This is a genomic window from Mesorhizobium sp. 43Arga, from assembly GCF_053714255.1.
Genome location: NZ_JBSKBO010000003.1, coordinates 182,802 through 203,484, shown reverse-complemented (window position 1 = coordinate 203,484; position 20,683 = coordinate 182,802). Strand labels below are relative to the sequence as shown.

General features: G+C 63.0%; 18 protein-coding genes. 5 read left to right on the top strand and 13 right to left on the bottom strand.

The window, feature by feature from the left end; all coding sequences use genetic code 11:
• Positions 1 to 120: 120 nt before the first annotated feature.
• From ACWGS8_RS13605 to ACWGS8_RS13570, 8 genes are all read right to left on the bottom strand, one after another.
• Entirely contained in the window at positions 121 to 423 is a 303-nt protein-coding gene (locus tag ACWGS8_RS13605) for a DUF982 domain-containing protein (protein WP_454581440.1), read from the bottom strand.
• Positions 424 to 542: 119 nt separating this feature from the next.
• Positions 543 to 1,523 carry an ABC transporter ATP-binding protein gene (locus tag ACWGS8_RS13600; protein ID WP_454581439.1) on the bottom strand — a complete coding sequence of 327 codons (981 nt, stop codon included), beginning with the start codon at positions 1,521 to 1,523 and terminating at the stop codon, positions 543 to 545.
• Positions 1,524 to 1,531: 8 nt separating this feature from the next.
• Positions 1,532 to 2,491: an ABC transporter ATP-binding protein gene (locus ACWGS8_RS13595; protein WP_454581438.1), complete on the bottom strand. Its 960-nt coding sequence runs from the start codon at positions 2,489 to 2,491 to the stop codon at positions 1,532 to 1,534.
• A complete protein-coding gene (locus ACWGS8_RS13590; protein ID WP_010909510.1) occupies positions 2,488 to 3,459 on the bottom strand; it encodes an ABC transporter permease in 972 nt (323 codons plus the stop codon). The genes ACWGS8_RS13595 and ACWGS8_RS13590 overlap by 4 nt, the downstream gene beginning before the upstream one ends.
• The gene (locus ACWGS8_RS13585) at positions 3,459 to 4,475 is read right to left on the bottom strand and encodes an ABC transporter permease (protein ID WP_454581437.1); all 1,017 of its coding nucleotides are present in this window, start codon (positions 4,473 to 4,475) and stop codon (positions 3,459 to 3,461) included. The genes ACWGS8_RS13590 and ACWGS8_RS13585 overlap by 1 nt, the downstream gene beginning before the upstream one ends.
• A gap of 22 nt (positions 4,476 to 4,497) precedes the next feature.
• Positions 4,498 to 6,159: an ABC transporter substrate-binding protein gene (locus ACWGS8_RS13580; RefSeq protein WP_454581436.1), complete on the bottom strand. Its 1,662-nt coding sequence runs from the start codon at positions 6,157 to 6,159 to the stop codon at positions 4,498 to 4,500.
• A gap of 18 nt (positions 6,160 to 6,177) precedes the next feature.
• Complete coding sequence (locus ACWGS8_RS13575) at positions 6,178 to 7,083, bottom strand: proline iminopeptidase-family hydrolase (RefSeq protein ID WP_454581435.1); 906 nt, start codon at positions 7,081 to 7,083, stop codon at positions 6,178 to 6,180.
• A gap of 53 nt (positions 7,084 to 7,136) precedes the next feature.
• Positions 7,137 to 8,645: a leucyl aminopeptidase gene (locus ACWGS8_RS13570; RefSeq protein WP_454581434.1), complete on the bottom strand. Its 1,509-nt coding sequence runs from the start codon at positions 8,643 to 8,645 to the stop codon at positions 7,137 to 7,139.
• Between the two features lie 262 nt (positions 8,646 to 8,907).
• Between ACWGS8_RS13570 and ACWGS8_RS13565 the strand changes: the two genes are divergently transcribed.
• Both ACWGS8_RS13565 and ACWGS8_RS13560 read left to right on the top strand, forming a co-directional pair.
• Positions 8,908 to 9,810, top strand: a complete 903-nt coding sequence (locus ACWGS8_RS13565) for a LysR substrate-binding domain-containing protein (protein ID WP_454581433.1) — start codon at positions 8,908 to 8,910, stop codon at positions 9,808 to 9,810.
• Between the two features lie 210 nt (positions 9,811 to 10,020).
• Positions 10,021 to 11,478 carry an NCS1 family nucleobase:cation symporter-1 gene (locus ACWGS8_RS13560; protein WP_454581432.1) on the top strand — a complete coding sequence of 486 codons (1,458 nt, stop codon included), beginning with the start codon at positions 10,021 to 10,023 and terminating at the stop codon, positions 11,476 to 11,478.
• 91 nt (positions 11,479 to 11,569) lie between these two features.
• Here ACWGS8_RS13560 and ACWGS8_RS13555 read toward each other — a convergent pair whose 3' ends face one another.
• From ACWGS8_RS13555 to tpiA, 5 genes are all read right to left on the bottom strand, one after another.
• Positions 11,570 to 12,115, bottom strand: a complete 546-nt coding sequence (locus tag ACWGS8_RS13555; protein ID WP_454581431.1) for a DUF1697 domain-containing protein — start codon at positions 12,113 to 12,115, stop codon at positions 11,570 to 11,572.
• Positions 12,116 to 12,138: 23 nt separating this feature from the next.
• Complete coding sequence (locus ACWGS8_RS13550; protein WP_454581430.1) at positions 12,139 to 13,776, bottom strand: CTP synthase; 1,638 nt, start codon at positions 13,774 to 13,776, stop codon at positions 12,139 to 12,141.
• A gap of 218 nt (positions 13,777 to 13,994) precedes the next feature.
• Positions 13,995 to 15,116: a L,D-transpeptidase gene (locus ACWGS8_RS13545; protein WP_454581429.1), complete on the bottom strand. Its 1,122-nt coding sequence runs from the start codon at positions 15,114 to 15,116 to the stop codon at positions 13,995 to 13,997.
• Between the two features lie 211 nt (positions 15,117 to 15,327).
• Positions 15,328 to 15,792 carry a preprotein translocase subunit SecG gene (gene secG, locus ACWGS8_RS13540; RefSeq protein ID WP_454581428.1) on the bottom strand — a complete coding sequence of 155 codons (465 nt, stop codon included), beginning with the start codon at positions 15,790 to 15,792 and terminating at the stop codon, positions 15,328 to 15,330.
• A gap of 167 nt (positions 15,793 to 15,959) precedes the next feature.
• Complete coding sequence (gene tpiA, locus ACWGS8_RS13535) at positions 15,960 to 16,730, bottom strand: triose-phosphate isomerase (protein WP_454581427.1); 771 nt, start codon at positions 16,728 to 16,730, stop codon at positions 15,960 to 15,962.
• Positions 16,731 to 16,874: 144 nt separating this feature from the next.
• Between tpiA and ACWGS8_RS13530 the strand changes: the two genes are divergently transcribed.
• From ACWGS8_RS13530 to trpC, 3 genes are read left to right on the top strand one after another with little or no spacing between them, the layout of a single operon-like run.
• Positions 16,875 to 18,767: a SurA N-terminal domain-containing protein gene (locus tag ACWGS8_RS13530; protein ID WP_454581426.1), complete on the top strand. Its 1,893-nt coding sequence runs from the start codon at positions 16,875 to 16,877 to the stop codon at positions 18,765 to 18,767.
• Positions 18,764 to 19,774, top strand: coding sequence for an anthranilate phosphoribosyltransferase (gene trpD / locus ACWGS8_RS13525; protein WP_454581425.1), 1,011 nt, complete (start codon positions 18,764 to 18,766; stop codon positions 19,772 to 19,774). Before ACWGS8_RS13530 ends, trpD begins: the two co-directional genes overlap by 4 nt.
• A gap of 3 nt (positions 19,775 to 19,777) precedes the next feature.
• Positions 19,778 to 20,626 carry an indole-3-glycerol phosphate synthase TrpC gene (trpC, locus tag ACWGS8_RS13520; RefSeq protein WP_454581424.1) on the top strand — a complete coding sequence of 283 codons (849 nt, stop codon included), beginning with the start codon at positions 19,778 to 19,780 and terminating at the stop codon, positions 20,624 to 20,626.
• Positions 20,627 to 20,683: the final 57 nt, after the last annotated feature.

The window sequence follows — 20,683 nt, the reverse complement described above, 5'->3', positions numbered from 1 at the left end:
CCTTTGGCTCGGACCAGGCGTCTGCGAGGTCCGGAAAAACCGGCCGAACACGCTACCGCGGACGCGTCAACACACTGCGGCCGTCATGGCCGCAGTGTGTGTTCGGCAATCCGGACGCGGCTACCGCCGCAGCGCGTATACTTCCGCCATGTTTTGGCCGGCGACGGGCAACGCCATGTCGTCGTCCAGAAGCCGCGTGATCCGGGCAAAGCCGGTGAATGCCTTCCTAGCCTCCTCCGCCGACATCTGTCCCGACAAAGCCGCCGAGCAGCAATTCAGCGCGCACTGATACACTGGCCCACGTCGTCCCGTCGGCCATTTACGCAAGAAAACCATCGCCTCGGCGACACTATCCACTTCTTCTACAGGGTATCCCTGCCCGCGCGAGATTCGCACGGGCGCAAAGAAATGCAGGTAGTCCATCGTTTCCTCCCGGTCGATCGCGATGCCGCCCGATCGAACCTTATGAAACGCACAGTCTTGCGGTTGGTTCCATACAGAAAACGGAACCTTTAAAAAATCTTTTGGTCGGTGGTCGCCAGCTAGACCGTGGGGAAGTGGCAGGCCACTTTGCGACCGGGTCGATATTCCCTCAAATCCGGCCGTTCCGTGCGGCATCGCTCGACCGCGATCGGGCATCGCGGATGGAAGCGGCAGCCGGACGGCGGCTTGAGCGGGCTCGGCACGTCACCGGTGAGGATGATGCGCTTGCGTGTCCCGCCGGGCGTCGTCTCGACAACAGGAACCGCCGAGATCAGCGCCTGGCTGTAGGGATGGGCGGGCGTCGCGAACACGTCCTCCGCCGGCCCTTCCTCGACGATCGAGCCGAGATACATAACCGCGATGCGGGTCGACACCTGGCGCACCACCGACAGGTCATGGGCGATGAAGATGTAGGTGAGGTTCAGCTTCTCCTGCAGATCGGCAAGTAGGTTGACGATCTGCGCCTGCACCGAGACGTCGAGCGCGGAGACCGGTTCGTCCAGGACAACCAGATCCGGGTTGAGCGCGATGGCCCGCGCAATGCCGACGCGCTGGCGCTGGCCGCCGGAGAATTCATGGGGATAACGCATGACATGGTCAGGCAGCAGCCCGACGAGATCGAACAGTTCAGCGACACGCGCGGTGATCTCGCGCGACGAAAGCTTGCCGTGGATACGCAGCGGCTCGGCCACCAGATCGCCGACGCGCCTGCGCGGATTGAGCGAGGCCGACGGATCCTGGAAAACCATCTGCAGGCGGCGCCGCAGCGGCCTGAGTTCGGACAGCGACTTCAAGGTGATGTCCTCGCCCTCGAACAGCAGCTCGCCGTCCGATATGTCGTAGAGCCTCACTAGGCAGCGCGCCAGCGTGGACTTGCCGCAGCCGGATTCGCCAACCAGGCCGACCGTCTCGCCACGCCGCACGGTGAGCGAAACACTGTCGACCGCATGCACGGTTCGCTTGCCTTCGGCCGAAAAACGGGTGCCTATCGAAAAACGCTTGCCGAGTGAACGCGTTTCCAGGATTGGGCTGTCGGTCATCGGTCCGCTCATGCCTGCGCCACCCGAAAGCACGCCGCGGCGTGGGTGCCGATGCCGAGGTCTGGCTTGCCGGTCACGCAGGGCTCGTAGTGAGCCGGGCAGCGCGGGCCGAAGGCGCAGCCCTGCGGCAAGCGCAGGAGCGATGGCGGCGAACCGGGAATGGCCGGCAGGCGGCGCGGCTTTTCACCGGTCAGCGGCGGGATCGAACCCAGCAGCGCGCGTGTATAGGGATGCCGCGGGTCGGAAAACAGCTCCATGCGGCTGCCGCGCTCGACCACACGACCCGCATACATGACCATCACCCGGTCGGCGAGTTCGGAGACCACGCCCATGTCATGCGTGATGAACACCACAGCCGATTTATGCGTTGCGCGCAATTTGCGCACGAGGTCGAGAATGCCGGCCTGCACCGTGACGTCGAGCGCGGTGGTCGGCTCGTCCGCCACCAGCAGCGCCGGATTGCAGGATAGAGCCATCGCAATCACCGCGCGCTGCCGCATGCCCCCCGAAAGCTGGTGCGGGTAGCGCGACATCGCTTCGTGCGGATTGGGAAAATTCACCTCGGCCAGCAGTTCCTCGACGCGCTCCATCACCTTGGCCTTGCTGATATTTTGGTGCGCGCGGATCTGTTCGGCGATCTGCCAGCCGATCGTGTAGACCGGCGTCAGCGCCGTCATCGGATCCTGGAAGATCATCGCAATCTCGTTGCCGCGTAAACGACGAAGCTCCCGCGCGGGCAGCCCCACCAGCTCGCGGCCCTTGTAGCGGATCGAGCCTTCGATGCTGGCGTTGGGATCGGTGATGAGGCCCATCACCGCCAGCAGCGACACCGTCTTGCCGGAACCGGATTCACCGACGACGCCGAGGATCTCGCTTTCCTCGAGGTCGAAGGAGACGCCATCGATGGCCCGCACCAGACCGTCATTGGTGCGGAAGGATACTTTGAGGTCGCGCACCGACAGTATCATGATGTCCTCAGGCGCGGATCGAGAAGGATGTAGACGAAATCGACGACCGCATTGGCGATCACCACGAACATGGACGCGTACATCACCGTTGCCATGATCATCGGCAGATCGAGGTTCTGCAGCGCGTCATAGGTGAGCTTGCCGATGCCGTGCAGCCCGAACACCACCTCGGTCAAAAGGGCCGAGCCGCCCACCAGCGCGCCGAAGTCGAGGCCGAACAAGGTGACGAAGGCGATGAGCGATGTGCGCAAGGCGTGGCGCAGCAGGATGCGCGTCTCCGACAGGCCCTTGGCGCGGGCCGTGCGGATAAAGTCTTCCTGCAGGGATTCTATGATGGCCGCGCGCAACACGCGCCCGTAGATGCCGATGTAGAGAATGGCCAGTGTGATCCACGGAATGACCAGGGTCAGGAACCAGCCTTTGGGATCGTCGGAGAAATTCTTGTAACCGAGCGGCGGGACCCAGGAGAATGCCCAGCTGTCGTGGTAGCGGCTTTGGGTGATCAGGTTCATCACCTCGCCCAGCCAGTAGACCGGCATGGAAATGCCGAGCAGCCCCAGTGCCATCAAAAGCTTGTCCAGCCAGCTGTCGCGGGTGGCGGCGGCAACGATGCCGATGATGATGGAGACAACGACCCAAAGGATTGCCGCCCCGAACACCAGCGAGAGCGTGACGGGGATGGAATCCATCACCGCCGGCACCACCTTCCAGCCGCGGTTGACGAAGGAGGTCAGGTCACCGGTGACGAAGATCTTCTCCATCATCTTCACATATTGCACATAGAGCGGCCGGTCGAAGCCGAAACTGTGGCGCACCGCTTCCAGCACTTCGGGCGATGCATTGCGGCCGGCGATGCGCGCCGCCGGATCGGCGCCTGGCGTCGCGAAGAAGATCAGGAAGACGATGACCGAGATGCCGAACATCACGAACAGCATCTGACCGAAACGGCGCAGGATGGCGTAAAACATCAGTCGCGCCCCAGCCGAACCTTGGAGCGCGGGTCGAGCGCGTCGCGCAGACCGTCGCCGAAGACATTGAGCGCCATGACAGACACTGCGATCGCCAGGCCCGGCACCAGCGCCACCAGTGGCCTGGTGTAGAGCAGCGCCTGCCCGTCCTGGATGATGGTGCCCCAGCTGGCGGCGGGCGGCTGCACGCCGATCGACAGGAAGGAAAGCGCCGATTCCGTCAGCATGTTCAGCGCCATCATCAGCGGCACGAAGACGATGAGCGTGGTGGTGATGTTGGGCAGGATATCGCGCCACAGGATGCGCCATCCCGGCACGCCGAGATTGATCGCGGCCAGCACGAATTCGCTGTGGCGCAGCGACAGCACCTGCCCGCGTATCGGGCGCGCCACATAGGGAATATAGACAATGCCGATAATGATGACCGGCAGCCAAAGACTGCCGGACTCGATATCGATCGGCCCGATCCTGAGGCCTTGCGCGATGGTGACGATGGAAAGCGAAATCGCCAGCAGATAGACCGGGAAGGCCCACAGCACATCCAGCAAGCGCGACAGCACCGTATCGGTGATGCCGCCGAAATAGCCGGCGATCAATCCCGCCGCCGTGCCGATGATCAGCGTGAAGATGGTGGCCGCTGCGGAGATGAGCAGCGAGCTCAGCCCGCCATAGAGCATTCTGGCCATGACATCGCGCCCCTGGCTGTCGGCGCCAAGGAAATAATTGCCGAGCCGCCAGGTCGGCCCGAGCGGCGTGTAACCAAGCCCGAGCCCTTCCGTCGATTGTTCCATCACGGGAACGTCGGCGCCGTCGATCTGGATGACGGCGTCAAGCGTCGAGGCGAAGGGGTCCACGCCGGCCCACTTCGCATAAAGGGGCGCGCTGAGGCAGGCCAGCACGATGAGGAGGAACACGGCCAGGGATGCCATGGCGGCCCTGTCCCTTGCCAGCTTCGCGAACGCGATGGCCCAGGGCCCTCGCGTCTTGCGCGGCATGGCGATGGCTTGGTTCGACACGGACGTGTCCCTCCAAAGGTCGTTACTGCACCCAGGACTGGGTGATCATCCAGTTGAACTGCCGGTTGAACTTGAAATTGCCAACCCGTTTGCTGACGAAATCAAGCCGCTTCGGCGTGAAGAGGCCGATGGCCGGCGCCTTGTCCGTGACCTGCTTGTCGATCTCGGCCCACATTTTGTCGGCGGCCTTCTGGTCGGTGACGCCGAGATCCAGCGCTTTTTGCATCTTGGCGTCGATATCCTTGTCGCAGAAGCCGGCGATGTTGATCGAGGCGTCCGAACCTTCACGGAAGGAGGAGCAGCTGAACAGAATGTTCAGGAAGTCCGAGGCTGCGGGATAGTCCTTGTACCACTGGGTAATGGACATCTGCACCTTGTTGTTGGTGTTCTGGATGTAGGTGAACTGGATATTGGGCGAGATCGGCTTGACGTCGGCGACATAGCCGATGCTGGTCAGCACGCTCTGCAGATAGACGCCGATGGAGCGTGAGATGGCGGTGTCCTCGGCGATGATGGTCACCTTCTGGCCCTTGGTGCCGGATTCCTCGACGAGCTGCTTTGCCTTGTCGAGATCGGGCGCCGACCATTTGGTGCCGGGGTTCTTGGTGAAGGGGCAATAGTCCTCATGGCCCGGGAAGTCCGGCGGCAGGACCTGGCAGACCGGCGAGGCCAGCACCTTGCCGCCGAACAGCTTGACCAGCGTGTTGCGATCGATCGCATAGGCAACGGCCTGGCGCGCCTTTTCATTGTCGAAGGGTGCCAGACGATTGTTCAGCGGCGCATACCACCACGCCGAAAGTGGCGAGATATGCAACTGGTCCATGGACTTGCTGCCAAGTTCGCCCAGCCGGTCGCTCGGCAGCGCGTCGAACATCCAGTCCGCCTCGCCGTTCTGGATCGCCGTGACGGCCGCTTCCTCGGACAGGCCGAAATCATACTGGACGACATCCGGATAGCCATCCGGCTGCGCCTCCTCGCTCCACTGCTTGAAGTTCGGGTTGCGCGACACCGTCATCCCCTTGTTGGGGTCGAAGGCGGAGATCATGTAGGCGCCTGTGCTGGGAATGGGCTTGGAGCCCATGTCTTCGGCGGGCGTGTCCGCCGGCAGCACCACGGCGTGCGGCAAGGCAAGCTTGTAGAGGATTTCGGCGTCAGGCTTGGTGAGATTGAGGGTGATGGTGCCGGCAGCCGCGTCGCCGACCACGCCGCCATCCAGCGTGCAGTTCTTGGTATCGGCCAGGCATTTGTCGGCGCCGACAATGCCGGCATAGAAGGTGCCGGAAGTCGGCCCGGAAACCTTGAAGATGCGCTGGAAGGAGGCGACGACGTCATTGACGCCCATATCCTGGCCGTTGGAGAACTTGATGCCCTTGCGCAGTTTGAACGTGAAGGTCTTGCCGTCATTGGTGACCTGTGGCAGCGCCTCGGCCAGATCGGGGACAATGGTGAATCCGTCCATGCCCTCGGCCTTGCGGAAGGCCACGAGGCCGTCATAGATCGGCTGGTACATCTGCCAGCCCTGGTCGGTATAGTTGATGTGCGGATCGAGCGTTCCCGCCGCGGAGCGGGCCAGGAGGCGGATTGTGCCACCTCGGTGCTCCTTGAGATATTCAGCCTGTGCCGGAGCGAGCCACGTGCCGGCCAGCAGTGCCGCGGCTGATGCGGCCAAAAGCAGTTTCTTCATGTCTTGGTTCCCCTTTTCTCAGTTGTCGTTGTCGTCCAGAAAGTCGCCCACCATCCGCATGCACGCCTCTTGCTCTTCGACATGCGGCATGTGGCTGGAATGCTCGAATATCTCCCAGCGCGATCCCTTGATGCCGTCCTTGTAGGGCTGCACGGTCGCGGGCGTGGCCTCGTCGTAGCGTCCGGAGATGATCAGCGTGGGAACATCGACGGCTTGCAGGCGCTCGATGACGCTCCAGTTCTTCAGCGTTCCGATGACATGGAACTCGTTCGGCCCGTTCATCACGTGATAGACGGTCGGATTGCGCACGATCTGGGCGAAGGTCTCCGTCACTTCGGGCGGGAAAGGCACGACCCGGCAGACGTGCCGCTCGTAGAACACCATCGTTGCTGTCTGGTAGGCCGGATCTTCCGTCGTGCCGGCCTGTTCGTGCCGGGTCAGCGTCTCCTGCACATCCGCGGGCAGGCCGGCGCGCAGCCGGTTGGCCTCTTCGACCCAAAGCTTCATGGAAGCCGGCGAGTTGGCGATGGTCAGCGACTTCAGGCCCTTCGGCCGCGTTACCCCACACTCGGCGCCCAGCATGCCGCCCCAGCTCTGGCCAAGCACATGGAAACCCGCGCGGATGCCAAGATGATCGACCAGGTTTTCAAGCTCGTCGATGAAGAGCCGTGGCGTCCAGAAATCGGCGCCCTTCTGCGGCAGCAAAGTGGAATTGCCGCAGCCCAGCTGGTCGTAGTGGATGACGGCGCGGCCTCGTCGGGCAAGAAGCTTGTAGGCATCGACGTAGTTGTGGGCGGCGCCCGGCCCACCGTGCAGAATCACCACCGGAGCCTTGTCTGCATCGAGGTCGCCGCTGATCCGATACCAGGTCTCGTAGCCGCCGAAGCTGGCCCGCCCTTCCCTGCCCATGCTCTCAGCCGACATTCCGATTTCCCATCCCATCTGAACGCATCTTGTTTCTGTCCCTGACAGCAGGCCTAGTTCACCCTGGCCTGCACCCACTCTTCCAGCATCTGCACGCCGAACGCCGTGGCGCCTTCGCGGCCGAGCGGCCGATCCGCGTCGGCCATTTCCTTGCCGGCGATATCGAGATGCACCCAGGGACGATCCTCGATGAAATGGCGCAGGAACGCGGCCGCGTGAGGCGCGTCGCCATCCTCCATATCCTTGGCGTGATGCCGCAGATCCGCGAAGGGCGATTGCAAGCCTTCGTCATAGGCTTTGTCGAGCGGCAGTTCCCAGAACCGCTCGCCGACCGTTTCCCCCGCAGCGATCATCTGCGACGCGATGGCATCGTCGGTGCTGAAGAGACCGGCAAAGACCGATCCGAGGCCGCGCATCACCGAATAGGTCAGCGTGGCCAGATCGACGATCACCGAGGGGTTGAAGCGCGAGGCGGCATAATAGAGGCAATCGGCCAGGATCAGGCGCCCTTCCGCGTCCGTGTCGAACACCTCGACCGTCTGTCCTGAAGCCGTGGTGATGATGTCACGCGGCTTGAGCGCGGTGCCGGACGGCATGTTCTCGGCAATGCCGAGGACGCCGACGGCGTGTACCGGACTGCCTTGCCGGGCAAGCGCGATCAGCAGGCCGACCACGGCGGCCGCGCCGCCCATATCGGCCTTCATGTCGAACATCTGCTCGCCGCGCTTGATGCAGAGACCGCCGGAATCGAAACACACGCCCTTGCCGACGAAAGCCATCGGTTGGGAAGGAGCGCCCTTGCCGCGATAGCGCAGCACCGCGACGCGCGGCGGCCGCACCGACCCGGACCCAACGGCCAGGATCGCGTTCATGCCGAGTTCTTTCAGCCGCGCCGTATCGAGGATCTCGACATCGATGCCGGCCTCGCGCAGCGGCTCCAGATGATCGTGGAAATTGTCGGGATGGAGATGGTTCGGCGGCAGGTTGACCAGCGTGCGTGCATATTCGACGCCATCCGCGATGGCATTGATCCGTGCCAGTGCCGGGGTCAGTTCCGCACCGTTTGCCCCGACCAGTTGCACCCGCAAGGTCCTGTCCGCTCCCGCGCCCTGGCGCCGGTTGCGCATGTCGAAACGATAGCGCCGCAACCGCATGCCCAGCGCGACGCGTGCCAGGATTTCGGCTGCGGGCAGGTCGATGCCGTCAATCGGATCGAGGACAAGCGTCGCCGCGCATTCGCATTTGCCTTCCAGATGCGCGGCAAGCAAACCGCCGGCGCGCGCCAGGGACAGGGCGCTTACGGCCTCGGCTTTGCCAAGGGCCAGGACGATCACGCGCCGGGCCGATACACTCTGTGGGGCGATGAGATCGATGCAACTGCCGGATTCGGCCAGGGCGGTCGCGTCGGAGCAGGCACGCGACAGGATCCCGCCCATCTCGGCGTCCAGTGCCGCCGCCCGCGGGCCAAGGCCTGCCTGGCCGGTTTGCAAGATCACGACGACCGAGGTTTCCGCGGAAATCTCGTCCGTCGTTTCAAAGACCGGCACTGGCGATTGAGGCATAGACTGGCAGTCTCCCATGTGCTGATGGCTCCGGCCTCGGCGCAGCGTGCATCGCGCGCAAAGCTTCGCCCGCCAATGGCGGAAACCCTGTTGCCGGTCTCTGCCGTTGGTGGAATGGTGCCGGAGGCCCCGAAATAATCGTTTTCTGATGGCGACTTAGCCGCTCTTGCCTTTTGGGTAGCGCCGAACAGGCCAGGTGATCAAACGCCAATTTTACCCAAGTCGATTGACAAAAAATCAACTGACAATTCATGATTGGCCAATGGCCCTTCCCTCACTCAACGGCATGCGCGCTTTCGAGGCCGCCGCACGTCTCGGCAGCATCAAGGATGCAGCCGAAGAATTGCACCTGACGCCCTCGGCCATCAGCCGCCATATCCGTGCGCTTGAAAGAAATCTCGGCCAGGATCTGTTCGAACGCGGCTTCCGCCAGATAACGCCGACCATCAGGGGCTCCTACTATGCGCGCAGCCTCTCCGAAGCGTTCGAGGCCATCTGGCGCGCCACCGACGATGTCAGCCTCACCGATGGCCCAAGCCACGGCAGGACCCAACGCGTCAGGGTCTTGTGCGTGCCGGCGGTCCTGAACCTGTGGCTGGCGGACCGGTTGCCGAACTTTCGCAAGTTGCATCCAGCGGTGGAGCTGGAGATCTCGACGTCAGGCAAGCGCGCCAACTTCGATTTGGCCATTGTCGACGAGTTCGTCTACAAGGCCGGCCCAGCCTTGACACTTTTGATCCCGCTGGTTCTGACGCCGGTCTGTGCGCCCTCATTGCTCGATGGGCCTGTGCCGCTGCGATCGCCCGCCGATCTGGTCAACCATCATCTTATCCACGAATGCGAGAGCATGAGGTGGAAGCGTTGGCTGGAGCAGGAAGGCGTTCTGGAGACGACGCCGAAATCCAGCACGACGCTCGATGACTGCACGCTCATCATGCGCGAGACGATCAATGGCGCCGGGATTGCGCTCGCCGATACGATGATGGCGCAGGATTTTCTGCAGCAAGGCAAACTCGTCGCGCCGTTTCCTGCCCGCCACACCTACCCGGCCGGCATCTACCTGCATCAGCGCCGCAGCATCGGCAACAAGCCGGGCACCGGCCTGTTTCAGGACTGGCTGTTGTCGGAGGTCGAGGACCACAAGCGGGTCATGGCCATCGCCTAGGCATAGCCGCCATTACCGAAATTCGAATCACCCGAACTGTTGGTAGTCAGCAGTGGCCCACCATTGCGCCGCCTCGATAATCGCGGTTCGCATTGAATATCTTTAAGGCCAAAGCCGGCAAATGGGTTGCTTGTCGGTTCCCCTGCGTCAGGCTTAACCTGCACGGCCATCGCGTGGAGGCGCGTGGCCAATCAAGGGGAGGACATTGCAGTGACCATACAAGGCGCATCGCCTGACCTGTACAACGAGGATCTCGCTCCGGCCAAAGTTCGAAACTGGGGGGCATTCTCGATCTTCAACGTCTGGACGTCGGACGTTCACAGCCTGTGGGGCTACTATCTCGCCGCCAGCCTGTTCCTGTTCTGCGGCGGCTTCGTCAATTTCATCATCGCCATCGGCATCGGCTCGCTGATCATCTATGCGCTGATGAACATGGTCGGCAACGCCGGCGTCAAAACCGGCGTGCCCTACCCCGTGCTTGCCCGCGCCTCCTTCGGCATCTGGGGCGCCAACATCCCGGCCTTGGTGCGCGCTATCGTCGCCTGCTTTTGGTACGGTGCGCAAACGGCCGCCGCCTCCGGCGCCATCGTGGCATTGTTGACCCGCCTGCAATGGTTCGACGAATTCAACAAGACCTCGCATCTTCTCGGCCATTCCACGCTGGAAGTGATCTGCTTCGTCATCATCTGGGCGCTGCAACTGCTGATCATCCAGAAAGGCATGGAAACGGTGCGCCGCTTCCAGGATTGGGCGGGGCCTGCCGTCTGGGTGATGATGCTGCTCCTGGCCATCTATCTCTGCGTCAAATCGGGGAGCTTCGCCTTTACCAGCGACATTCCGATGGACGTGCTGCGCGAGAAGACCGCCGATGCCGGCATTCCGGGCGATCCCGGATCGTGGACGGCGCTCTTCGGGGTCGCGGCGATCTGGGTGACCTATTTCTCGGCGCTCTATCTCAATTTCTGCGACTTCGCCCGCTACGCTCCGGACAAGGCGGCGCTGCGCAAGGGCAACATCTGGGGCCTGCCGGTCAATCTGATCCTGTTTTCGCTGGTCGCCGGCGTCACCACCATTGCTGCCTATGACGTCTATCACGAGGTGTTGCTGCACCCCGACCAGATATCGGCCAAGTTCGACAGCTGGTTCCTGGCGGCGCTCGCCGCCCTTACCTTCGCCGTGGCCACGCTCGGCATCAATGTCGTCGCCAACTTCGTCTCGCCGGCCTTCGACTTCTCCAACGTCTTCCCGCGCCAGATCGACTTCAAGAAGGGCGGCTACATCGCAGCACTTATCGCACTGGTGCTTTATCCCTTCGCGCCTTGGGAAGGCAGTGCCGCGCATTTCGTCGGCATCATCGGCGCGACGATGGGGCCGATCTTCGGCGTCATGATGGTCGACTATTACCTGATCCGCAAAGGCGAGGTCGACGTCGAGGCGCTGTATCGCGAGAACGGCGAGTTCCGCTTCCAGGGCGGCTGGCACGTCAATGCCTTCATCGCCGCCGGCATAGGTGCCGTGTTCTCGTCGATATTGCCGAACTTCACCAACTGGCTCCCGTCCTGGTGGGGTGTCTACGGCTGGTTCTTCGGTGTCGCCATCGCCGGTACCATCTACTACGTGCTGCGCACCGCCGCCGTCGGTGCGGGCGCCAGGACGGCGAAGGCTTGAAAAGAGGGAGTGGGCAGTAGGGGCTAGGGAATACACACAGACTACTTACCTACTGCCTACTGCCTACTGCCTACTGCCTACTGCCTACTGCCTACTGCCTACTGCCTACCATCTCCGCCAACTTGCGCACCGTGTTCCAGTTGCGCGACGTGCCGATGCCGAGGCGTTTGTGGTTCATAGCCGCAAGCAGCCGTGACGCTGGCCTCTCGCGCGAGAAGACGACCCAGATGTCGCCCGCGCAAGGCAACACCTTCTCGTCCTCGGCGGCATAGGCTTGCAGCGCCGCGACGTCCTCCACGGGCGCGGGTTTGCGCATCACCCGCACGGCCACCTGGTCGCCCGCTTCAGTTGAATCGGCCGGAAACGGATTGCCGGCGGCAAGTTTCAGCCATTCCTCGGCAGTGCGCACGATGATGTCGACATGACGGCCGAAGGTTTTTTCGAAGGCCGTTTCCAGCCGCTGTTCCAGCTTGCCGATATCGGTCGCCCGCGCTTCAAAGACCAGATTTCCCGTCGCCACCAAGGTGCGAACATTCCTCAAGCCGAGGCCTTCCGCCATCGCCTTGAGGTCCGCCATGACGACCCGGCGTCCCTCGCCCAGGATGATGCTGTAGAGGAGCGCGACATAGGTCTGCATGAGAGGCGCCGCCGGGCAGGTGGCTACACCAGGCGAGACTGTTCCACAGCCGCCTCGATGAAGCTGGCGAACAGCGGATGCGGATCGAGTGGCCGGCTCTTCAACTCGGGATGATACTGCACGCCGATGAACCACGGATGGTCGGGATATTCGACCGTCTCCGGCAGCACGCCGTCTGGCGACATGCCGGCAAACACCAGCCCGCAATCCTCCAGCCGCTCCTTGTAGTCGATATTGACCTCGTAGCGGTGGCGGTGGCGCTCGGAAATCTGCGTGTCGCCATAGATGTCGGCGATCTTGGAGCCCTTGGCGAGGTCCGCCTGATAGGCACCGAGACGCATTGTGCCACCGAGGTCGCCGGTCTCACGCCGCTTCTCCAGCATGTTGCCTTTCAGCCATTCGGTCATCAGGCCAACAACGGGCTCCTCGGTCGGGCCGAACTCGGTCGAGGAGGCATGCTCGACACCCGCCAGCGACCGCGCCGCCTCGATGCAGGCCATCTGCATGCCGAAGCAGATGCCGAAATACGGCACCTTGCGCTCGCGCGCGAATTTCGCCGCCAGGATCTTGCCTTCGGAGCCGCGTTCGCCAAAGCCGCCGGGAACCAGGATGCCATGCACCTTTTCCAGCCACGGCGTCGGATCCTCCTTCTCGAAGATCTCCGATTCGATCCAGTCGAGCTTGACCTTGACGTGGTTGGCCAGGCCGCCATGCGAAAGCGCCTCGATCAGCGATTTGTAGGCGTCCTTGAGGCCGGTGTATTTGCCGACGATGGCGATGGTCACCTCGCCTTCCGGGCTGTGGATGCGGTCCGACACTTTCTGCCAGGGCTCCATGCGCGGCTTCGGCGCAGGATCGATGCCAAAGGCGGCCAGGACTTCCGAATCGAGCCCTTCCTTGTGGTAGGCCATCGGCACGTCGTAGATGTGCGGCACGTCGAGCGCCTGGATGACGGCGCTTTCCCGGACATTGCAGAACAGCGACAGTTTGCGGCGCTCTTCCTTGGGAATGGCGCGGTCGGCGCGGACCAGCAGGATGTCTGGGGCGATGCCGATGCCGCGCAGTTCCTTGACCGAATGCTGGGTCGGCTTGGTCTTCAGTTCACCAGCCGTCGGGATGTAGGGCATCAAGGTCAGATGCACGTAAACGGCATTGTTGCGCGGCAGATCGTTGCCGAGTTGGCGGATCGCCTCGAGGAACGGCATCGCCTCGATGTCGCCGACCGTGCCGCCGATCTCGCACAGCACGAAATCATAGTCGTCATTGCCGTTGAGGACGAAATTCTTGATCTCGTCGGTGACGTGCGGAATGACCTGCACGGTCGCGCCAAGATAGTCGCCGCGCCGCTCGCGCTCGATGATGTTCTTGTAGATCCGGCCGGTGGTGATGTTGTCCTGCTGATTGGCCGAGCGGCCGGTGAAACGCTCGTAATGGCCAAGATCGAGATCGGTCTCCGCACCATCATCGGTGACGAACACCTCGCCATGCTGATACGGCGACATCGTGCCGGGATCGACGTTGAGATACGGGTCGAGTTTTTTGATGCGTGCGCGATAGCCTCGCGCCTGCAGGAGAGCCCCAAGGGCCGCTGCGGCTATGCCTTTTCCAAGTGAGGAAACCACGCCGCCTGTGATGAATACATATCGCGCCATGGGAGTCATCGCTTAACGCGGCTGGATTGATTCCGCCAGAGAAAAAACCACCGCGAAGGTTTTTTCCCAAGAAGGCGTCGGACCATGATCCCGAAGAGTGGAACCCGGTTTTCTCGGACAAACGGCTTTCCGTTTGTCCAGGGATCACGACCGAGCAGGCTCGGCCGTGAATGAGGCAAAACAAAAGGGCCGGCTGAGCCGGCCCTTTCGGCAGGATGACGGAACCGTCAGATGATGACGACTTTGGTGCCGACCCTGACGCGGCTGTAGAGGTCCATGACGTGCTCGTTGATCATGCGGAAGCAGCCATTGGAGGCGCTGGTTCCGATCGACTGCGGTGCGATGGTGCCATGGATGCGCAGATGCGTGTCCTTCTTGCCGTCGTAGAGGTAGATGGCGCGGGCACCGAGCGGGTTCTGGCCACCGCCGGGCATGCCGTCCTTGTACTGGCCGTAATGCTTGGGCTCGCGCTTCTGCATGTCGAGCGTCGGGATCCAGCGCGGCCATTCCTGCTTGTCGCCGACCGCGACCGTGCCCTTGAACTGCAGGCCTTCACGACCGACCGCGATCGCGTAGCGACGCGCGGTCGACGACGACTCGACGAGATAGAGCCGGCGGGCGCTGGTGTCGATGACGATGGTGCCGGCGTCGTAACCGGTGAACTCCACGTCCTGCGGCTCAAACTCAGGCTTCACCTTGAACGGCTTCTTGGCATCCCTCTTGGCGAGAGCCTGGTCGAGAGCCCGCGTCTCGGGCAGATAGCTGATCGACGACCCGGAGGTGCCGCCGAACAGGCCAGCGAAAAGGCCGCCGCTCGGCTGCTTGTGGCCGATGACCTCGCTGCGAAGCTCGCTATTGTTGCCTGTCAGTGCGACATTCATCGCTTCGGCCGGAAGCGGCTCGGCCGACTGGATGGGTGTGATCGGTTCGATCGGCTCGATGACCTTGGTGGTCGTCTTGGCCGGCTTGGCGTCAGCCACTTCGGCCGTTGCAGAAGCGTTCTTCCCCTTCTTGGCCAGGAAGGCCTGCCGTTCGGCGTCGGCCTTGGCCTTGGCCGCTTCGCGCATCGCCAGCTTCCTGGCTTCGAGCGCCTTGGCCTTGGCGTCTTCCTTGTCGGCAACGATCTTGGCCTCAATCTTCTTGATCTGGGCGAGATCGTCCGGTGTCGGGTTTTTCTTCTTCTTGAGAAGCCTCAACTGCGCCGCATCGCTCTTGACTGCGACGTTGATGGCGTCGGTTTTGTCGACCGACTGATTGGCGGCCAAATTGGCCGGCACGCCGGCGAAAGCCGGGGAACTCAGGCCGAGTACGGCGCAAAGTCCCAGGAAAATGAAGCTGCGAAGCTGCATGGCGAAGATCCGATCGTTCAATGCTTGTTGCCCACGGCGTCGCCCGGCGTCCCCCAAGGACACCGAAAATGCCGCGTGCAATCTATAGTCGAATAAGCGCGGATGCCTCAAGCGCGAGACCGCGCTGCTGCACGTTGAATCTTCGTGATCGCGCAGCATTTGCCGCGACTGTGTTCAAACGATCACAGGTGGCGGTTGGACCAGATGGAGGTTACTGGTTCGGGACCTGCGGTGCCGCGGGCGCGGTGTTGGTGGTGCCGTTGTTTGCCGGCGGCGTCGCACCGGAGGCCGGCGCGGTGGCCGGAGCTGCCGGCGCAGGCGTCGTCCCTGCGCCATTGCCCGACGGCGGCGTCGGGGTGGTGCTGCCGGCCGGTGCCGGGGTCGTCGTGCCAGGCAACTGGTTGAGCACGCCCTTGCCGGTCGCGGGGACGCGATCGAGAATGTCGATCGGCTTTTCGCCGTAGCGGGCAATGATCGACAAGGTCAGGGACGTGACGAAGAAAGCCGCCGCCAGGATCGCCGTTGCGCGGGTCAGCGCGTTGGCGGCGCCGCGCGCCGTCATGAAGCCCGATCCGCCACCAATGCCAAGACCGCCGCCTTCGGAGCGCTGCAGCAGCACCACGCCGACGAGGGCGAGCACGACCATGAGATGGATGACGATCAGTACGGTTTGCATAGTTTTTCCTGGCAAGGCCTTGCCCGGCCGCGGACACGACCGGTGAATTGGAGGCGGCTCAATACAATGCTTTCACGGCATTTCCAAGCCCGTGGCCGGAATATGGGAAGCAACGCGCCCTTTGCAACGAATTTGGACGGGATGAGCCCCGTCTTTCGTCGTGAATCTCAGCCTGAAATGCTGCGATAGGCCTCGGCGATACCGAGGAAATCGGCCGCTTTCAGGCTGGCGCCGCCAACCAGCGCGCCATCGACATTCCTGACGCCCAGCAGTTCCACCGCGTTGGACGGCTTAACCGAGCCACCGTAGAGAATGCGCGTCTTGGCGGCAGGGGCACCAAGTTTCTCCGACAGCTTTTCGCGGATATGCGCATGCGCTTCGGCCACATCGGCCGCGGTCGGCGTCAGGCCGGTGCCGATCGCCCACACCGGCTCATAGGCAATGACAGTGTTGGATGGCGTGGCACTCGGCGGCACCGAACCAGCGATCTGGCGCGAAAGCACGTCGAGCGTGGCGCCCGCTTCACGCTGCTGCTGCGTCTCGCCGATGCAAATGATGGCCACGAGCCCGGCACGCCATGCGGCGGCGGCTTTGGCCTGGACCGTCGCATCGTCCTCGCCGCGTTGTTCGCGGCATTCGGAATGGCCGACAATGACATGGCTCGCGCCGGCATCCTTCAGCATCTCCGCCGAGATGCAGCCGGTGTAGGCGCCGCTTTCCTTGGTGTGGCAATCCTCGCCGCCGGCATGGACCGGCGTGCGTGACAGAATCTCCGCGGCATGGGAAAGCAGCGTCGCGGGAACGCAGACCAAGGCCTCGGTCTCCGCGTCGAGCCCACTCATGAACCCGTTGCCGATCATCCTGAGCTCGTTCAGCGAAGCGCTAGTGCCGTTCATTTTCCAGTTGCCGGCGACAAGCGGGCGAATTCCTGGCGTCATGGTCTGCTTTCTCCGGGCAATATCAGGCTCTGGCCCTCACTACCAAAATCAGGCCACAAAGCAATCGACAGTGGGCCGGAAGGGCGCTATTGCGCTTGTTTCAGACTCGGCGCATGCGGAAATGCGCATAAATCGGAAGTAACGATGCTTGGTATATTGAGAAGCGCGGCGGGTACATGGGTCGCGAAGACATTGCTTTCGCTGCTGGTGGTCAGTTTCGCCGCCTGGGGCATCTCCGGGCGGCTGATGGGCGGCTTTGCCGGCCACGATTCGGTGATAATAGCGGGTGGCACCAAGGTGTCGATCAACGAATACCGCCTCGCCTATGATCGCCAGCTCGCCGTCATGTCGCAGCAGTTCGGTCAGCGCCTCACCCACGAACAGGCAAAGGCGCTCGGCATCGACAACCAGGTCCTGGCTCAGCTTGTCTCCGGCGCCGTTCTCGACGAACAGGCCCGCAAGCTTGGCCTCGGCCTGTCCAAGGACCGGCTGGCTGAGCTGACGCGCGAGGACCCGGCGTTCAAGGGCCCAGGGGGCGAGTTCGACAGGAGGACGTTCGAGTACATGCTGCGCCAGGTTGGCATGCGGCCCGAGGATTACCTGAAGAACCGCGCCCAGGTGGCGGTGCGCCAGCAGATCGTCGAGGCAGTCTCGGACGGCCTCAAGGCGCCGGATGCCTTCTTCAAGGCGGTGGCGCTCTATCGCGGTGAGGACCGAACCGTTGACTATCTGGTATTGCCCAAGAAGCTGGTCGAGCCGATCGAGGCACCGAGCGACAGCGTGCTTCAGGCCTATTTCGAAGCCAACAAGAAGACCTACGCCGCACCCGAGTACCGCAAATTCTCCTATGTCCGCCTCGAGCCGGTGGACATCATGGATCCGACCGCCGTCACCGAGCAACAGGTCAGCGACGACTACAACAAGAACAAGGCGCGCTACACCACGCCCGAAATGCGCACGATCGAGCAGCTTGTGTTCAAGACACCGGATGCGGCCAAGGCCGCACTTGATTCGCTAAAGGCCGGCGCCACTTTCGAAAAGCTGGTGACGGCCGAAGGCAAGACCCCGGCCGACACGCTGCTTGGCACGTTGGCCAAGGACAAGATCGCCGACAAGGCGGTTGCCGATGCCGCCTTCGCGCTCAACGCCAACGAAGTCAGCCAGGTCGTTCAGGGCGCCTTCGGTCCGGTGCTGCTGCGCGTCACTGAAATCAAGCCCGAGGTGGTAAAGCCGCTCGCCGAAGTGTCCGACCAGATCCGTAAGGATCTGGCGCTGGGCGAGGCAAGCCGCATCCTTTTGGATGTGCACGACAATTACGAAGACACCCGCGCCTCCGGCAGTTCGCTGGCCGAAGCCGCCGCCAAGCTGAAGCTGAAGGACGTCACCATCGACGCCATCGATCGTAGCGGTGTCAGGCCGGACGGCTCCATCGTCAAGGACCTGCCGGAATCTCCTGCACTGATCAAGGCGGTCTTTGACGCCGAGCCCAAAACCGAAAACGAAGCGCTGACCACGGCCGACAACGGCTTCATCTTCTATGAGGTTGTTTCGATCACGCCGGCTCGCGACCGGACACTGGACGAGGTGCGCCAGAAAGTCGTTGCGGACTGGACCGCGGCTGAGACCACCAAGCGACTGGCCGGCAAGGCCAGCGAGCTCGACAAGCGGCTCAAGGCCGGCGCCACGCTCGATGTCATCGCTGGCGATCTCAAGCTGGAGAAGCAGACCAAGCGCGGTCTGAAGCGCGAAGCCGACGACGCCGATTTCGGCAAGGAAGGTGCTGCCGTGATGTTCGGCGTCGGCGAAGGCGGTACCGGCTTGATCCCCTCGCCCACCGGTGACGGACAGATCCTGTTCAAGGTCGCCGAAGTGTTCGAGCCCGCCGGAGCCGATGCCAGCTCGGTGCCGGAAGACGCTCAGAAATCCTTCACTTCCGGCATGTCGGACGACCTGCTCGACCAATTGGTGGCGCAGTTGCAGACGCAGTATGACGTCCGCATCGACCAGGCCGCCGTTGCCCAAGCCTCGACAAGATGAGCGCGCTGAAAACCCACATCGCCAAGGTGGCGGCCGGCACCGCGCTTTCCTTCGAGGAAGCGCGCGAGGCCTTCGACATCATCATGTCGGGCGACGCGACCCCCGGGCAGATCGGCGGTTTCCTGATGGCGCTGCGCGTACGCGGTGAGACAGTGAGCGAGATTTCGGGCGCTGTCGCCACGATGCGGGCCAAGATGCTGCGCGTCGAGGCGCCCGCGGGTGCCATCGATATCGTCGGCACAGGCGGCGACAATTCCCACAGCGTCAACATTTCGACGGGCTCGGCCTTCGTCATCGCCGCCGCCGGCGTGCCGGTCGCCAAGCACGGCAATCGCGGCCTGTCGTCACTGACCGGCGCGGCCGATGTCTTGATCGCGCTTGGGGTCAAGATAGACATTCCGCCGAACACGATCGGCCGTTGCATCTACGAAGCCGGCGTCGGCTTCATGTTCGCGCCCGCGCACCATCCGGCTATGAAGCATGTCGGCCCGACCCGCGTCGAGCTCGGCACCCGCACCATCTTCAACCTGCTCGGGCCCCTCTCCAATCCGGCTGGCGTCCTCAGGCAGATGGTCGGTGTGTTCCTGCCGGAATGGATCATGCCGGTGGCCGAGACATTGAGGGCGCTGGGCACCGAGCATGCCTGGGTCGTTCATGGCGACGGCTATGACGAAATCACCACCACCGGCGAGACGCAGGTGGCGGAACTGATCGGCGGTGAGATCCGCAGCTTCACGCTGACCCCGGAAGAGGTTGGACTGAAGCGCCACACCAAGGACGAGCTGCGCGGCGGCGACGCCGCCTACAATGCCAAGGCCTTGCGCGACATGTTGGGCGGCGCTGCCGGCGCCTATCGCGACACCGTGCTGATGAATGCCGGCGCCGGCCTGGTGATCGCGGGCAAGGCGACAACGCTCGGCGACGGCATCGCGCTCGCCGCGCAAGCCATCGACAGCGGCCGGGCGCTGCAGGTGCTCGACCGTTTGGTCGAAATCTCGAACGGGTGATCCGTGTCTGACATTCTGCGCAAGATCGAGGCCTACAAACGCGACGAGATCGCCGCCGCCAAGGCACTGATACCGCTTGCCGAGATCAGGGCGCAGGCGAAGGATGCCGACGCGCCGCGCGGCTTTCTCGCCGCACTCGAGGCGAAGCACAGATCGGGCGGATTCGCCCTGATCGCCGAAATCAAGAAGGCCAGCCCCTCCAAAGGGCTGATCCGGGCCGACTTCGATCCGCCGGCACTGGCGCAAGCCTATGAAAAGGGCGGCGCCGCCTGTCTTTCGGTACTGACCGATGCGCCGTCCTTCCAGGGCGCGCCGGAATTCCTCACCAGGGCACGGGCGGCCGTCGCCCTGCCCGCGCTGCGCAAGGATTTCCTGTTCGATCCCTATCAGGTCTATGAGGCCCGCGCCTGGGGCGCGGATGCCATCCTGATCATCATGGCCAGCGTCGACGATGCCTTGGCGAGCGAATTGGAAGCGACCGCATTCGAACTCGGCATGGATGCGCTGATCGAGGTGCATGACGAGGCCGAGACCGAGCGCGCGCTAAAACTGCCGTCGCGGCTGATCGGCATCAACAACCGCAATCTGAGAACGTTCGAAACCAGCCTCGAAACCTCGGAGCGGCTGGCGCCGATGGTGCCGGGCGACCATTTGCTGGTCAGCGAGAGCGGTATTTTCACCCACGATGATTGCCTGAGAATGCAGAAGACCGGCATCGGCACCTTCCTCGTCGGCGAGAGCCTGATGCGGCAACAGGATGTCACCGCAGCCACGCGCCTTCTGCTGACCGGCAAGGCGCTAGCTGCATCGGCCCGAAAATCGGAATCGATTTTCGGAGAGCACGATGCATAGATTCAAAGTGATAGAGCGTACTTTGTGCGTCCGAATGGACGCACGTCGCTCTATGGC